The organism is Nocardia brasiliensis IFM 10847 (assembly GCF_000710915.1).
In the GTDB taxonomy this organism is placed as follows: Bacteria; Actinomycetota; Actinomycetes; order Mycobacteriales; family Mycobacteriaceae; genus Nocardia; species Nocardia brasiliensis_A.
Genome location: NZ_BAUA01000107.1, coordinates 24,108 through 39,789, shown reverse-complemented (window position 1 = coordinate 39,789; position 15,682 = coordinate 24,108). Strand labels below are relative to the sequence as shown.

14 protein-coding genes are annotated in these 15,682 nt (G+C 69.4%); 7 read left to right on the top strand and 7 right to left on the bottom strand.

Annotated elements, in window-relative coordinates; genetic code table 11:
• Nucleotides 1-36: 36 nt before the first annotated feature.
• Genes NBRGI_RS22770 through NBRGI_RS45335 form a run of 4 tightly spaced genes read right to left on the bottom strand, consistent with a single transcriptional unit; the run spans nt 37 to nt 4,527 of the window.
• Nucleotides 37-1,116 carry an SDR family oxidoreductase gene (locus tag NBRGI_RS22770; protein WP_029899278.1) on the bottom strand — a complete coding sequence of 360 codons (1,080 nt, stop codon included), beginning with the start codon at nt 1,114-1,116 and terminating at the stop codon, nt 37-39.
• Nucleotides 1,116-2,510: a condensation domain-containing protein gene (locus NBRGI_RS22765; protein WP_029899277.1), complete on the bottom strand. Its 1,395-nt coding sequence runs from the start codon at nt 2,508-2,510 to the stop codon at nt 1,116-1,118. Before NBRGI_RS22765 ends, NBRGI_RS22770 begins: the two co-directional genes overlap by 1 nt.
• Nucleotides 2,507-3,712, bottom strand: a complete 1,206-nt coding sequence (locus tag NBRGI_RS22760; RefSeq protein ID WP_029899276.1) for a M20 family metallopeptidase — start codon at nt 3,710-3,712, stop codon at nt 2,507-2,509. Before NBRGI_RS22760 ends, NBRGI_RS22765 begins: the two co-directional genes overlap by 4 nt.
• Nucleotides 3,713-3,768: 56 nt before the next feature.
• Nucleotides 3,769-4,527, bottom strand: a complete 759-nt coding sequence (locus tag NBRGI_RS45335) for a class I SAM-dependent methyltransferase (RefSeq protein ID WP_235211075.1) — start codon at nt 4,525-4,527, stop codon at nt 3,769-3,771.
• 254 nt (nt 4,528-4,781) lie between these two features.
• Between NBRGI_RS45335 and NBRGI_RS22750 the strand changes: the two genes are divergently transcribed.
• From NBRGI_RS22750 to NBRGI_RS22720, 7 genes are all read left to right on the top strand, one after another.
• Nucleotides 4,782-5,978, top strand: coding sequence for an iron-containing alcohol dehydrogenase (locus tag NBRGI_RS22750; RefSeq protein WP_029899274.1), 1,197 nt, complete (start codon nt 4,782-4,784; stop codon nt 5,976-5,978).
• Nucleotides 5,968-7,290 carry a hypothetical protein gene (locus NBRGI_RS22745; RefSeq protein ID WP_029899273.1) on the top strand — a complete coding sequence of 441 codons (1,323 nt, stop codon included), beginning with the start codon at nt 5,968-5,970 and terminating at the stop codon, nt 7,288-7,290. The genes NBRGI_RS22750 and NBRGI_RS22745 overlap by 11 nt, the downstream gene beginning before the upstream one ends.
• Nucleotides 7,291-7,321: 31 nt before the next feature.
• Complete coding sequence (locus tag NBRGI_RS22740) at nt 7,322-8,332, top strand: C-terminal binding protein (protein WP_029899272.1); 1,011 nt, start codon at nt 7,322-7,324, stop codon at nt 8,330-8,332.
• A gap of 104 nt (nt 8,333-8,436) precedes the next feature.
• Nucleotides 8,437-9,309, top strand: coding sequence for an isocitrate lyase/phosphoenolpyruvate mutase family protein (locus tag NBRGI_RS22735; protein WP_235211074.1), 873 nt, complete (start codon nt 8,437-8,439; stop codon nt 9,307-9,309).
• Nucleotides 9,294-10,457: a phosphonopyruvate decarboxylase gene (aepY, locus tag NBRGI_RS22730; RefSeq protein WP_235211073.1), complete on the top strand. Its 1,164-nt coding sequence runs from the start codon at nt 9,294-9,296 to the stop codon at nt 10,455-10,457. The genes NBRGI_RS22735 and aepY overlap by 16 nt, the downstream gene beginning before the upstream one ends.
• The gene (locus NBRGI_RS22725) at nt 10,447-11,838 is read left to right on the top strand and encodes an aldehyde dehydrogenase family protein (RefSeq protein ID WP_029899269.1); all 1,392 of its coding nucleotides are present in this window, start codon (nt 10,447-10,449) and stop codon (nt 11,836-11,838) included. Before aepY ends, NBRGI_RS22725 begins: the two co-directional genes overlap by 11 nt.
• Before the next feature lie 33 nt (nt 11,839-11,871).
• On the top strand, nt 11,872-12,675 hold the full coding sequence (locus NBRGI_RS22720; RefSeq protein ID WP_029899268.1) for an SDR family NAD(P)-dependent oxidoreductase: 804 nt from the start codon (nt 11,872-11,874) through the stop codon (nt 12,673-12,675).
• 1 nt (nt 12,676) lies between these two features.
• On the opposite strand, the gene NBRGI_RS48180 is transcribed toward NBRGI_RS22720, so the two are convergent.
• The 3 genes from NBRGI_RS48180 to NBRGI_RS22705 are packed head-to-tail and all read right to left on the bottom strand — an operon-like array spanning nt 12,677 to nt 15,662.
• Nucleotides 12,677-12,892, bottom strand: a complete 216-nt coding sequence (locus tag NBRGI_RS48180; protein WP_029899267.1) for a phosphopantetheine-binding protein — start codon at nt 12,890-12,892, stop codon at nt 12,677-12,679.
• Nucleotides 12,892-14,334, bottom strand: a complete 1,443-nt coding sequence (locus NBRGI_RS22710) for a class I adenylate-forming enzyme family protein (protein WP_029899266.1) — start codon at nt 14,332-14,334, stop codon at nt 12,892-12,894. The genes NBRGI_RS48180 and NBRGI_RS22710 overlap by 1 nt, the downstream gene beginning before the upstream one ends.
• 2 nt (nt 14,335-14,336) lie before the next feature.
• Nucleotides 14,337-15,662: an aminotransferase class III-fold pyridoxal phosphate-dependent enzyme gene (locus NBRGI_RS22705; RefSeq protein ID WP_029899265.1), complete on the bottom strand. Its 1,326-nt coding sequence runs from the start codon at nt 15,660-15,662 to the stop codon at nt 14,337-14,339.
• Nucleotides 15,663-15,682 lie beyond the last annotated feature (20 nt).

Below are 15,682 nucleotides of genomic sequence, written 5' to 3'. Positions count from 1 at the left end.
ACTCCGTACCGCCGCGCCGACCCCGACGCGCCGACGCTACTTCAGATACCAGGTGACGAGTCGCTCGACCAGTCCGAGGTCGCACACCGACTCCGGCACGCCGAGCGCCGACTCCAGGTTGCGCCGGTCGAATTCGATCCGCTCCATGAGGTATTTCCCGGTGTAGGCCATGCGCGCGGCCACGGCCCGGTCCAGCACGGTCAGTTCGGCGTCGCCCCACTCCTGCGGCCGCACCGGCCGCAGGGTCATCCCCAGTCCGGCGCCGATGATGCGGACCGTTTCCTCCGCCGAGACACCTGTGCGATCGGTCAGGTTGACGATCTGCGGCAGGTCGTCGACCTCGGCCAGACCCAGCAGCCATTCGACACAGGTATCGATGGGCACGAGATTGAGCGTCGCCCCCGTCGCCACCTGCACGGCGGCGGTGCCGCCCGGAAAACGGCGCGCCACCCGCACCATGTTCGACATGAAGTTGTAGATGCCGAAATCCGAGGTGGTGTGCGCGGTCTTCGACGAGCCCACCACCTGCCCGAGCCGCAGCACCGCGCCCACGACGCCGTGCTCGCGCACGTAGTCCCGGAAAACCAGCTCACCGGCGCACTTGGTGGCCTCGTAGACCGTCCGGAACCTGGCGGCGTCCGTAACGGGCTGCCAATTCTCGGCGGTCGGCGTGTCCGAGATACCACCGACATAGGCGGTACTGATCAGAAAGAAGCGCGAGCCCGGCCTGCTGTGCGCGACGAACAGGCGCAATGCTCGCTCGGTGCCGCGGACATTCACCTCCTCGAGCAAAGCGGGCCGATTGGGTGACAGATCGACCGCTGCGGCGAAATGCCAGAAATCGCACGGTTCCGAGAAGATCGCCGCGGCGGTGAAATCGTCGATCCCCAGATATTCCTCGGCCAATTCGCAGTCGTAGGTCTCGATATTCGCGATCCCGGGCGGTGGCGCGCCGCCCTCATTGAGGGTCGCCGCGGCGAGCGCCTCGAAGACCCGGGTCCGTGCTCCGCGTGCCAGCGCCTTCACCCGAATGCCGCGGTCGAGCATCGCACAGATCGTGTTGCTCGCGACGTACCCGTTCGCGCCGTCGACGACAGCCACCCTGGACAGTTCCATCAGACGCTCCACCCATTGCTACCGAAGTGCTGGTCGACGGTGCGGGCCAACTGCCGCAACGTGATACCGGAATCCTGCGCGGCCGCCAGGCACACGCCGAGCACGGACGCGCACATCGCGGCCGCCAAACGATCGTTCCACAATCGTTGTGCCGCATTGAAAGTCATCGACAACGCCGCGTCGGCACTCTTGATGGTGAGCAGACCGTCGATCGGCAGCACGTTGCCCACCGCCGTGCGGCGCACGGCGTATTCCGCGGCCACGCAGTCGGGGCCGAACAGGGCCGTACCGGTAGGCGTTTTCGGCACGTTCAGCATCTGCACCGGGAACAGCGCACTGTTCGGATCGATCAGCGAGACGGACAGGTCCGGGCAGAGCTCGAGCACCTCGATGAACGGGTACCACTGGAACCGGTAGGCGGCCAGACTGTTCCGTTTGAACGTGGCGACCAGATCGGCGAACGTCGACTCCGGCGACCAGCAGAACTTGATCACGAACGGGTTGAACAGCATGGCCACCGACTCGTGGAACCGGGCGTCGCGGCGGCCGTGGCTGAAGGTCGGCATCAAATACTCGGCCCGCCCGCACAGGTGGCCCAAGACGAACCCATAGGCGGCGGCCAGCACCATGAACGGCGTCGCGCGCAGGCGGGCGGCCATGGTTCGGATCGCCGCGCTCTCGGCGAGAGTCGAGGTGTGGTCACCGCGCCCGGTGATCGCCGGACGATCCGTCGGTGCCGCCGCATCCTTCGCCTTGACTTGCAAGACCTCCAGCGCGCCGAGATATTCCGGCCAGAACTCGCGCGCCGCGGCCCCTTCGGGCGACTCCAGTGCGGCCAATTCGTCGAGCACCAACTGCCGGTAGCGCACCGTCGGCGGCTCGGGCTCCGGCGCGAGACCGCCGGCGGCACAGTAGAACCGTCCGATATCGCGTTTCAGCACTTCCAGCGACCAGGCGTCGGCCACGCTGTGGTGCACCGTCACCTGGAGCAACTGCCGGTGCTGCGCAGGATCCTCGAGGAGCAGCGTGCGCAGCAGCGGCGGGCTCGCGAGATCGAAGGGCGCGTTGTTGTGTGCCACCAGCAGCGCATCGAGTTCGGTCGCGTCCGCCGGCAGGCCGAGCACCGTGCTCTCCGGGACGACGCCGGAACCGATGACCTGCTCGGCCATTCCGCGACCGCGGACCAGCGCGGTGCGCAGCGCCTCGTGCCGCTCGACCGTCCGCGTGACGGCGTCGAACAGCCGCTGCCGGTCGAGGGGCCCGTCGACGGCGAGCCGCAACGAGATGTTGAAGGCGGCCGCCGCCCCGCCGGGCCGGATGGATTCCAGGAAGTCCAGCAGGTGTTGCCCCGGGGTCAGGGGCAGCCTGCTCCCGCCTGCCGCCGAGGCGTTCACGATACCGCGCCGCCGCGCAGGAACTCTTGTGCCGCAACCGCATACGTCAGTGCGTAGCGCTTGAGATCACGCACCTCGACGTATTCGTCGGCCATGTGCGCGATCCACTTGCCGCCCGGGCCATACACCACGCTGGGGATATTCGCGCGACAGGTCAGAATGGTGCCGTCGGTGGTACCGGGCACCGCGCCGAGCTCCGGGCGGACTCCGTTGACGATCTCGTGCGCCCGGACCAGCGCGGTGACCAGCGGTGCGTCCGGGTCGGTCTCGACCCAGGGGCGATCGTCGATCACCGTGACGGCCGAACCGATCCCGCAGCCGCGCGCCGCGTTGTCGACGCATTCGCCGATGTTCTTCAGCAGGGTCTCGTGATCCACGCCCGGTATGGTGCGCACATCGAGGAACATCGAACTGACGCCGGGAATCGTGTTGAGCTGATCCGTGGTCCCGGCACGCACCACGGTGGGCGTGATCGACGGGGCGCCGAGCGGTGGTCGCGACCCCGCCTCCCGCACCAGCCGGTGCTCCAACGCCTCCAGACCGAGCAGCGCACGGGCCATGGCGGGCAAGGTGTTGCGGCCCTGCCACGGCATCGCGCCGTGGCTCATCACCCCGGTGAAATCCACCCGGAGCCGGATCGCGCCCTTCGACACCGGGCACACCTCGTCGCCCTCCGGCTCACAGCACACGACGCCGTCGACATCTCCGACGAACCCTTGGGCCACAGCCGCTTTCGCCCCTGACATCATCCCTTCCTCGTCGGCCAGCAGGAGCAGGCGAATCCGGCCGGGAAACGGCCCCGACAGCTGCAATGCCCTTGTCCCGTACAGCATCGCGGCGACGCCGGACTTCATATCGGCCGAGCCGCGACCGTAGAGCCTGCCGTCGCGGATCTCGCCGCCGTAGGGATCGACGGTCCACTGCGCCGGATCGCCTTCGGTGACCACATCCATGTGTCCCTCGAAAGCCAAGGTCGGTCCGGGACCGCCACCGCCGGACAGTGTGATCGCGATGTTGGGACGTCCGTCCGCGTCGAAGAACTCGGGCTGCCAACCCCATTCCCTGATCTTGGTGAGCAGGAAGTCCGCGACCGCGCGCTCGCCTCGGCCCGACTCGGTCAACGAGTGGGTGCGAACCAGGTTTCGGGTGAATTCGATGAGTTCCGGCTCGTCGATTGCGGCATCCAGTGCGGCGATGTCCACGGGGACCCCCAGGTGTCAGTGTTTTTCATGCTAGGACGTTGCCGGGTGTCCCCGTACTACAACGCATTGCTCCGATCGGCCCGCAGCCACGACATCGCCTGCCGCAGACCGACGATCACGCCGTCCTCGGCGACGAAACTCGTGCCGAACTCCGGTTCCGCGAGCGGTCCGAGGGCGGCCAGGCGCCGCCGGATCTCGGCGGCGTCCGCCGGCCCCGTCCCGCCGTCGGCCAGCCATTGCGCCAGCGGCCGATAGCTGGTGGTGCGGTGACATTCCACGACCTCGAGCAGGTTGGCGCGCAGCAGGCCGACGAGTTCGTGTTCGGCGAGGGTCGAGGAATGTCCCGGATCGCGCACGCGCTGGATCGCCTCGACCTGCTCGTGCACAGCGCCGGTATACCCGGTCACGTTGTCCGCGACCACGATATGGCCGCCGGGCCGCACCACACGCGCCATTTCGGCCACCGCGAGCTCGGGACGCTCGACGTGATGCAGGGCGCGCGTGCACAGGACGAGATCGAAAGAGCCGTCGGCGAACGGCAATTCCTCGACCAAGCCGACGACGAGTTGCACCGAATGCACACCGCAGGCCCGCGCCTGCCGCAGCATCGCCGCGGACGAGTCCAGGCCGACAACGCGTTTGCGCACGCCCGATTGCGCGACCACGGCCGCCGCGGCGGCGGTTCCCGTGGCCACGTCGAGCACATGCTCGACACCCAGCGGACGGATCATCTCGGCCAGCAGTTCGCCGTCCAGTCGGCGCGCCTGCCCGCCGGCATACGACTGGGCAATTTCGGCGAACCTGGACTGGTTCAAGGCAACTTGTTCGCGGTAGCTCGCGCCCGTCGCGGTTCGGCGCCGAATATGTTCCTGCGACCCCATGGCACCGGCCTCCGGAAGTTCGTGCACCGCTGGGAAGTTCATGCACGACTGGTGAAACAAACGAGCTCTGATATTAACCGAGCCTAGGGTACCGTGTTATTCAACCTGAGGACTTCGTCCGTACACCGGGGGGATGATGGGGATTTCCCGTCACTGGGATCTCTTCGTTTGCTGGAGGCAGGTGGTCGATGCACGCCGCCGATTTCCGGGTCAGCACCCTGCTGCTGGACTCGCCTCGCACCCTCGTGGGTGAACGCGCCGCCGAAGTCGCCCCGGCCGTGGTGCGCGCGGCGGCCGGCACCGGCGCGCCGCGTGTGCTCTTGGTGGCAGGCAACGGCTTCCGGCACCGCGCCTGGGCCGAACCGCTGCGCGCCGCGCTCCAGGGTTTCGCGCTGCGTACCGTCGTGCACGCCGGGCTCCCCACACCCGAATCCGTGGCCCGGCTGACGGACGAGATCCGCGCGCATCGCACCGAGGTGGTCGTCACCGTCGGCGGCGGCAGCGTCATGGACGCGGGCAAGGCCGCCGCGGCACTGTCGACCAGTGCCGACCGCACGCCGCACGCGGTGGTCCTGGCCTGCGCGGCGACGGCCGACGACGCAGGCGCGCCACCCGTCGTCGCCTTGCCGACGACACCGGGCACCGGCGCGGAGGCCACGCCCTTCGCTACCATCTGGCACCGCGATCGCGGCCGCAAACTGTCCCTGCGCGGTACCGCGTTACAGCCGGTGACCGCGGTGCTGGATCCGGAACTGCTGATCGGGCTGCCCGCGGCCGATCTCGTCAGCTGCCTGCTCGACACCCTCGCGCAGGGTGTGGAAGGTGCGTGGTCGATCCGCGCCGACGAACGATCCGAGTGGCTGGGCGCGGCCGCCTGGGCACAGCTCGCCGAGGTGCTCGAGCAGCGCCACACCGACCTGAGCGCAGCCCATCGCGCCGCGGCGCTGCTGGCCGGGCATCTCGCCGGTCGCGCCATCGCCATTGCGGGAACCACTGTGTGCCATGCGATGTCGTACCCGCTGACCCTCCGGCACGGGCTGAGCCACGGGCACGCCTGCGGTCTCACGCTGGCGGCGGTGCTGCGGTACAACGCGCAGGTCGGCGCCGACTGCACCGACCCGCGCGGGGCCCTGCGGGTGCGCGACGCCATCGCGCGGGTGGTGCGCGCCGCGGGCGCCGACAGCGTCGACGAACTGGCCGGGAAGGTGGCGGCGCTGGTGCGCTCGCCCGCGCTGCCGCCGCCCCCGGACCTCGGCCACGACGCGGCCCGGATCGCCACCGAGGCCCTCGCCTACGACCGCGCGGGCAACAACCCGCGCCGGGTGGACGCGGCGACCCTGACCCAGCTGTTGGCCGGGAGTGCGGAGAGAGATCATGCTCGTTGACAACTACAAGGTCGTGCACTGGCTCAACATTCGGAAAGTGACCACCGGACAGATAGCAGGCACACTCGGCATCGACCACGCGGAACTCACGAAATTGCTGACTGTTTCCGGTGATTGCGAATGGCCCGAAGACATCGTCGCTGTCCTGACCCGCACGCTGCAGATCACCCCGGAACATCTCGTCGCGACCGGGCGACGCGATCTCACCGTCCTGGTCCGCACCGCGCGGGAACTCCGCGACACCCGGCGTCCCATTCAGCGCGACGGCATTCATTTCTACAACTACTACACAATGGCGGCGCCGCCGGGCGCGGTCGCCCCGGTCGTGCTGGATATCCTTTGTCCCGCGAACCGATTGCCCGCCTTGAACAATGGGCACTTGGAACCGGCGATCACGATCAACCTCGGCCCCGGCGATATCCACGGCCGCTGGGGCGCCGAACTCGACGAGTCGACCTGGCAGGTGATCGTCGCCAACACCGACACCGACCGCTGGATCGTCGGCGATTCCTACGTCGAGCCGTCGTATTGTCCGCACACCTACTCCCTCGCCGGTACCGAACCGGCCCGAATCGTGTCCTATACCGGCCGATCCCCGCTGGCCGGGCTCCTGGAAGAGGTCAACGACTGGTCCGATCCGGCCGCGCGCGAACTGCTCGCCTGGCTCGACGGCGGCCTGGACCCGCAGCAGGTGGCCCGACTGCTGTTCGCTCGCCGGGGACACACGGTCGAATCCGCCGGTGTCACTATGGGTCTGACGCCCGAGGCGCTGATCGCGGCGATCGACGACGGCACGCTCGCGGTGTTACGCGAGCTGGGCACGACGCTCGGCTTCGACTACCGGCTGCTGATCCGGCCCGCGGCCAGACACGACGCGGTCGGCAAGACCTTCAAAGACATCGCCGAATGCCGCAAGGAGGCAAGGGATTTCCGCGGATACACAGTCACCTCACTGGCCGCGGCCCCGCATCTGCCCGACCTCACCGGGCTGTATCTGCGGGTCGACGGCGCGGCGGGCGAGGACCTGCGCGAACCCGCCGAAACGCACTATCTCGTGACCGCCGGAACGCCGACGCTGCACTGGATTCGGGCCGACGGGCAGCAAGCAGAGGCAGACCTGGAGGTCGACGGATCGGCGTGGGTCGCACCGTTCGTCGCGCATCGCTGGTCCGGCCAGGGCGCGCTGATCAAGTTGGGCTCGGGACGACACCTCGGCTACCTCGACCTGTTCGAGCTGACCAATACCTATGCCGCGGGCGCCACAGTGCGGCGCGGGCACCGAGACAACCGCGGCTGGGGCTACGACTCCTGAACACCGCGCCGCGTCAGCACGGGAGGCAAGAGTGCGCGTCGTCTATACCGATCCGGCCTGGGCACTGAACGAGCGGGGACAACCCGACCTCGCCCGCGCGGATATCGAACGCACCGCGTTCGGCCGCGAAATCGACTTGCGTTTAGGGCTTTTCGAGAGCCGATACGTGGTCTCCGGTCCCGAGTTCCACGACCATGTGCGCGGGGCGGATGCCCTGGTGATCTACCGCTGTCAGGTCACGCCCGAGTTGCTGGACGCGGTCGGCCCGCGCTGCCGGGTGATCGCGCGCAGCGGTGTCGGCATCGACAATCTCAATGCCCCGCTGCTGGCCGGGACCGGAATCGTCTCGTTCAACGTGCCCGACTATTGCGTAGACGAGGTGAGCACGCACACCCTCGCGCTGCTGCTGGCGTTGGAACGCAAGGTCTGCCCCCAGGACCGCCTCGTCAAGTCCCAGCAGTGGAATATCCATGCGGGCGGCGTACCGCGGCGGGTGTCGATGTGTACCGCGGGGATCATCGGCTTCGGCCGGATCGGGCGGGCTACCGCCCGCAAACTCCAGGCGTTCTACAAAACGGTCATCGCGTACGACCCGTACGTCGCCGCCGATCTGATGGCAGGTCACGGTGTCGCCGCCGTCGCCTCGCCGGCCGAATTGTTCGCCGCCGCAGACGCTGTCGTCCTGCACGCGGCCCTGACGACGGAGACCGATCAGCTCGTCGACGCGGGCGCGCTGGCCGCGGCCCGGCCGGGCGCGCTGCTGGTCAATGCGGCCAGGGGCCGCCTGGTAGACCCGGCGGCGGTCCTCGACGCGCTCGAGGGCGGCCGGCTCGGCGGCTTCGCCTCGGACGTCTTCACGCCCGAGGACCCGAACGACGATCCGGCCGCGCGCAAACTGCTGCCCAGGCCGGATGTGGTGGTCTCGGCCCACCGCGCGTTTCTCTCGGTGGAGTCCGAGCGCAGTTGCCGTCGCCGGATCGCCGAGGGCGTCGCCCAGGTCCTGGCCGGTGGTCCGCCGCCCGCCACCGGCCGGGTGACGTGATCCGTGGTCGCCACAACGATTTTCGATCCCGAGTGCGAGAGGCATTGCGCGTGATGGACAACCTCCCCCTTCGAACGGCCGCACCGCCGCGGTGTCACGCCGGTGTGCGGTTGCGCGAACTGCTCGCCGGACCCGAACCGTCCTTCCTCATGGGCGCCCACGACGGACTCAGCGCGCGCATCGCGGCCGAAGCCGGCTTCGCCGGCATCTGGGCCTCCGGTCTGTGCATGTCCACCGCGCTCGGCGCGCGGGACAGCGACGAGGTGTCCTGGGGCGAAATGCTCGATCTGGTGGCCCGGGTCGTCGACGCGGGCGCGATCCCGGTACTCGTCGACGCCGACACCGGCTACGGCAACTTCAATACCGCCCGCCGCTTCGCCGCCCGTGCCGAGCGCGTCGGCGCGGCGGGAATGTGCATGGAAGACAAGGTCTTTCCGAAGATGAACTCCTATTTCGGCGACCGGCACCCGCTGGCGCCGGTCGGTGACATGTGCGCCAAGATCGCGGCCTGCCGGGACAAGGTCGATCCCGGCTTCGTGCTCGTCGCCCGCACCGAGGCGCTCATCGCCGGCGCGGGCACGGCCGAGGCGCTGCGCCGCGCCGAGGCGTACCGGCAGGCAGGCGCCGATGCCATCTTCATTCACTCCCGCCGACGCACCATCGACGAGATCGCGGAGTTCACCACCGAGTGGGCGGCCCGGCTGCCGCTCGTGATCGCACCCACCACCTACCACACCGTGCCCCGGGAGACATTCGCCGAACTCGGTATCGCCGCGGTGATCTGGGCCAATCAGTCGATGCGGGCCTCGGTGGCCGCGATGCGTCAGGTCTGCCGGTCGCTGCTGCGCGACGGTCCCACCGTGGTCGAGCCGGATATCGCCTCGCTGCAGGAGGTGTTCGGCCTCATGGGATATCCGGAATTGGAGGCGGACGAGGCGCACTACACCGAGCTGGCGAAGAAGTGGGCGGATTCGTGATCGACGCGGACGAGCTGCTCGGCGGGTTCGTCGCGCGCGGCGTGGCCGACGTGGTGGGCGTGCCGTGCTCCTACCTGACCCCGATGATCAACCGCGCGGCGTCCGGCTCGGTCGCGGGGTACCTGCCGGTGACGCACGAGGGCGAGGCGGTGGCGGTCGCGGCGGGATGCTGGCTGGCCGGCGCCACGGCCTGCGTGCTGGCGCAGAACTCGGGGCTGGGCAACATGGTGAACCCGCTGACCTCGCTGACCCACCCGAGCCGAATCCCGGTGCCACTGCTCGTCAGCTGGCGCGGGGAACCGGGCCGCCCGGACGAGCCGCAGCACGAATTGATGGGGGCGATCACGGCGGGTCTGCTCGACCTGCTGCAGGTGGGCCACGCGGTGCTCCCCGCCGACGCCGCCGGACTCGACGCCTGCCTGTCCACCGGGTGGGTCGCAATGGGCAGCGAGCAAAGGCCTTTCGCGTTCATCCTGCGCGACGGCACAGTGGCCGCCGAGCCGCTCGCCGAGCCGCCGCTGCCCTCCCCGGTGCTGCCGACGGTGACCCGGTCGCGGGCCGAACGGGCCGCACCCACGCGCATGGCGGCGCTGGAGGCGCTCGTCGGCGCCCTGCCCGACGCCGCCGCCGTGCTGTCCACCACCGGCAAGACCAGCCGAGAGCTCTACACCCTCGCCGACCGGCCGCAGCACTTCTACCTGGTCGGTGCGATGGGGTCCGCGAGCGCCGTCGGGCTCGGCGTCGCGCGGCATACCCGTAGACAGGTCGTCGTGCTCGACGGGGACGGCGCGGCGCTGATGCGGCTGGGGACCTTCGCCACCGTCGGCGCGCACGGCACCGGCAATCTGATCCATGTCCTGCTGGACAACGGCGTGCACGACTCCACCGGTGGGCAGCAGAGTCTCGCGGCGCAGGTCGACTTCCCCGCGCTCGCGCGGGCCTGCGGCTACGCCCGCGTGTTCGACTGCGCCGATCTCGCCGAATTCACCGACGCGGTCAAGGCGGCCCAGCTCGAGCCGGGACCGGCACTGCTCTACCTCCGGATTCGTCCCGGTTCGGTCGAGCGGCTGGGCCGACCGGCGGTCGGACCGTCCGACGTGGCGCGCCGATTCAAAGCCTTCGTGACAGGAGACGATCATGTTTCGTGACGGCGCATACCGACCCGCCACCGAGGAGTTCCCGGTACACAATCCGTGGACCGGGGAAACCGTCGGAGCCGTTGCGCGCGACAGCGTTTCAGAGTTGGACGCCGCGATCGGCGGCCTGCGCGCCGCCTGGCGACCCCTGCGGCCGGACCAGCGGGCCACCATCCTGCGGACCGCGGCCCGCCTGGTCCGCGAACGAGCCGCCGAGCTCGCACCGCTGATCTCGCGCGAATCCGGTGTCTGCCTCGCCGAGACCACCCGGGAGACCGACCGGGCCGCAACGAATCTCACGGTCGCGGCGGACGAGGCCGAACGGCTGCGCGGGGAGAGCATTCCGGTGCCGGGGCATGATCGGCTGGCGCTCACCATGTTCGAGCCGATCGGCGTCGTCGCGGCGATCACGCCGTTCAACCGGCCGCTCAACCAGGTGGTCGTGAAGCTCGCGCCCGCAGTCGCGGCGGGCTGCGCGGTGGTGCTGAAGCCCTCGGAGAAAACACCGCTCACCGCACTGGCTTTCGCCGAGATCATGCTCGAGGCCGGCCTGCCGCCGCACCACCTCGTCGTCACCACCGGTGCGCCCGGTGAGCTCGGCCCCGCACTCGCCGGGCATCGCGGCATCGACATGGTCACCTTCACGGGCTCGGCGCATACGGGCCGCGCGGTATCGGTCGCCGCCGCGGGCAAGAAACTCCTACTGGAGCTGGGGGGCAACGATCCGCTGATCGTGTTGCCCGACGCCGATCTCGACTTGGCGGTGCAGCTGGCGGTACAGGGCGCGTTCGCCACCGCCGGGCAGTCCTGCCGCGGCGTCAAACGCGTCATCGCCGTGGGCGCGGTGGGCGACGATCTCGTCGCGGGGCTCGTCGAGGCGGCTGCGCGGAAACGAGCGGGCGATCCGCTCGATCCCGCGACCGAGGTCGGGCCGCTCATCAGCGCGGACGCCGCGGACACGGTGGTACGGCGGATCGCCGAAGCCGTTGCCGCGCACGCGAAACTGCTGCTCGGCGGTGAACGCCGTGGCGCGCTCGTCACGCCCGCGGTGCTCGATCAGGTACCCGCCGACGCCGAACTGGTGGTCGAGGAGACCTTCGGCCCGGTCGCCCCCGTGATCCGGGTGGCCGATACCGCCGAGGCGATCAGCGTGGCCAACTCGACCAGGTACGGCTTGCAGGCCGGGGTGGTGACAGGCGACGTCGCCGCCTTCACCACGCTCGCGGCGCAGCTGCGGGTCGGCGCGGTGAACCTCGACGCGGGACCGCATTTCGACTCCCCGCACATCCCGTTCGGCGGCGTGAAATCCAGCGGACTCGGCCGCGAAGGGATCGCCTACTCGATCCGCGAGATGAGCACCGTCAAAACGGTCACCCTGCCCTACCCGCGGTAAATCCCTTCGGACATCAAGAGTCAGGACGCATCGATGACCACGCACCCGGACCTCACCCCCGCCGCACTCGACTACCAGGAACTCTTCCGGCTGGACGGCAAGCGTGCCGCGGTCATCGGCGCGGGCAGCGGCATCGGACGCGAGTCGGCGCTCGCGTTGGCCGCACTCGGTGCGGAGGTGGTGTGCGCCGATATCGATCGCACACGCGCCGAGGAGACGGCGCGACTGGCGGGCTCCCCCGCCGTCGCCCTGGCCCTCGATGCGCGGGACGCGGACGCCGTCGCCGTCGCCGCCGCCGAGCTGCCCGACCTCGACGTGCTCGTCTTCACCACCGGCCGCAATGTGCGCAAGCGCCTGTTCGATTACACGACAGACGAATTCGATGCGGTACTGGACTTGAATCTGCGCGCCGCCTTCCATCTGATCCGCGCTTTCGGCAAGGGCATGGTCGCCCGGGGCGGCGGTTCGATCGTCGGCATGTCCTCGATCCGGGCGATCACCGTCGAACCGGGGCAAGCCGTGTACGCGGCGACCAAGGCCGCGCTGGTCCAGCTGATCCGCGGAGCCGCCGCCGAATTCGGCCCGGCCGGAGTGCGCGTGAACGCCATCGCGCCCGGGGTCGTGCGCACCCCGCTCACCGACTCGATCTACGCGCAACCGCAGTGGCGGGCGGCGTACGCGTCCAAGAGCGCGCTCGGGCGCTGGGCCGAGCCGAGCGAAATCGCCGGAGCCGTCGCCTTTCTGGCCGCGGACGCGTCGAGCTTCGTCACCGGGACGATGCTGTACGTCGACGGCGGCTGGACCGCCGTCGACGGCCGCTACGATCCGCCCTGCTGACTCACAGCACGCGCATCGCCTCCTGGACGAAGGTACCCATGTCGGGCGCCTCGAACAGCAGGTGCATCGGCACCTCGGTGTCGAATTCCGCGCGCAGCGCGGTCATCAGCTCGCCGGCGAGCAGCGAATCACCGCCCAGTTCGTAGAAGTTCGCGCCCGGTTCGGTGTAACCGGTGCCGCACACCCGGCCGACCACGGCCCAAACCCGTTGCTCCACTATGTCTCCTGGTCCGCTTTGCGCAATTTGCCCGCAGCGCTGCGCCGGACGTCGGCCACGATCTCGATCGTCCGCGGCATCTGGGCTCTGCTCAGCTCGGCGCGGCAACTGCGCCACAGCTGCGCGAGCACCGCGCCCGAATCGTCGCCGCGCACGGCGACTTCGGCATGCACCACCTCGCCGAGCCGGCGATCGGGCAGCGCGCGGACCCGGACGTCGCGCACCGCGGCATGGCGTTCCAGGACCCGTTCGATATCACGGGGAAAGACCTGCACGCCACCGACATCGATGGCGTCGTCGCGTCGGCCGACCAGCGTCACATAGCCGTCGGCGTCCTGCCACGCGAGGTCACCGACGCTGAAATACCCGTCCACTTCGGCTAATCCCGGTCCGTCGCCGAGATAGGTCGGTTGCGTAGCGTTCTCGTCGGTCATGAACAATTCACCGGTCGCGCCCGTGGTGACATGCTCGCGTCGTTCGTCCAGGATGCGGACCGAACAGTGCCGAGGGCGGCCGACCGACCCGGGGTGGGCGAGCCATTCGTCGCCGCGGATGCTGAGCACGCCGACCCGTTCCACGCTGCCGTACTCCTCGTACACCGTGGTCGGCTCCACCAGCTCCAGCCAACCCCGTTTCACCGATTCCGGGCAGCGGGCCGCGGTATGCACGACGAGGCGCAACGACGAGAACCATTGCCGTTCCCGCCCACTGGCTTCCAGCAGCGTGCCCATTTGCGCGGGCACGGTCCGCACCACCTGCACCCCTTCGGAACTCAGCGATTCCAGGAACAGTTTCGGCGAGGCGTTGCCGGGCACGATGATGCGATGGCCCAGTGCGAGTCCGTGATACAGCGCGCCGAAACCGGCGTGGTACAGCGGCAGGCCGACCAGCTGGGTTTGTCCGTAGTCCAGACCGCGCGCGCTTTCCTTGCTGCTCAACGGCTCCGACGAGTCGTACGCCCACGGACGGTTGCGGACGACGAGTTTCGGGTCGCCGGTGGTCCCGCCGGACAGGGATACCGATCGGGGTAACCCATCGTCCGGCAGCGCCGGCCGTGCGACCGCGCGCCGGTGGTAGGAAACCAGGCCGAGGTCGTCGCCTTCCACCACCCAGCCGCGTGGATAGCGTTCGACGATGCGCTCTTTCGTCGCGACCGACCAGCGGTGGTCCACCGGAATGACCGTGGCGCCGGCCTCCCAGAGCGCGAGGGTGGCCACGACGTGACCGATGCCGGACGGCAACGCGACGGCCGCGACCGCACCTTCGCGCAGACCCTCGTGCCGGTACTTCGCGGCGTATTCGTGCACCTTCTGCACCAACCCGTGCCAGCTGATCTCGGCGCTGGTGCCCGCGGAGAACCCGCGCACGCGCACCGCGCACTCGGCCGGCCGCTGCGCCGCTGTCTTCTCGACGAGTTCGTTGATCGCGACGGTGCCGCCCATGCTCACACCTCCGTGACGTATTCGTCGGCGAGCGAGAGCGTTTCGTCCAACAGCGCCATCCCTTCCCGCAGCTCCGACTCTTCGATGACCAGCGGCGGGCACACCAGAATGATGTTCCAGTGAGTGAGCAGATACAGGCCCTTCCGGAAAGCCTCGGCGGTCAGCCGCGTCATCGGCGCGGCGGCCACGGCGTCCGGATTGAACGGCACCAGCGGTTCTTTCGTCACCCGGTCACGCACCAGCTCGAGCCCCCAGAAGCAACCGGCGCCCCGGACGTCCCCGATCGACGGATGCCGATCGGCCAGCGCCCGCAGCTCTGCCTCGATCAAGGCCCCCAGTCGATTCGAGCGCTCGATGAGCCGCTCCTTCTGGTACACGCTCAGCACGGCCACGGCCGCCGCGCAGCCGACGGGGTGGGCGCTGTGGGTGAGCCCGTACGGGAAGGTGGTGTCCTGTAGCCAGCCCGACAGCCGGTCGCTCACCGCGACGGCCGCCAGCGGGATGTACCCGGCGGTCAAGCCCTTGGCGCAGGTGATCATGTCCGGCACGACATCCCACCGATCGCACGCGAACCACGTTCCGGTGCGCCCGAATCCGGTCATCACCTCGTCGAGGATCAGCATGATGCCGTGCTCGGTGCACACCTCCCGGATGCCCTGTAGATAGCCGTCGGGCGGCATGATCACGCCGTTGATGCCGGTGATCGGCTCGATGATCACCGCCGCCACGTTCTCGGCGCCCTCGTACTGGAGCAGCTCGCGCAGATGCGGCGCGCCCGAGCACACCGGGCACGGCGTAGGATGCCCGGCCGGGCAGCGATAGGTGTAGGGATCGAGCATGCGCACCACGCCGGGCATCCCGGGCTCACCGGCCCAGCGGCGGGGCTCACCGGTCAGGGTCAACGCACCCGCGGTGCTGCCGTGGTAGGACCGGTAGCGCGCAATGACCTTGCTGCGCCCGGTGTATGCCCGGGCCAGACGGATGGCCGCCTCGTTCGCCTCCGTGCCGCTGCAGGCGAAGAAGAACGAGTTGAGATCGCCCGGTGTGATCTCGGCGAGCCGATTCGCCAGCTCCTCGACGACCTCCACGTCCCAGGGGCGCCCGAGCGTGGCCATGGTGGCCACCTGCTTCTGCACCGCCTCCTGCACCTCCGTACGGCCGTGTCCCAGATTGGCATTCACCAGTTGCGAGCCGAAGTCGAGATACGACCGTCCCGCGGCGTCGAAGAACCGGCAGCCGTCGCCGCCGACGATGCGCGGCGGCGCCTGCCCGCCCTGCCGTGACCACGACTGGATGACCCGTCCCCTGGGTGACGTTGTCTCTGCCATTTCCTTGACACCTCCGATTA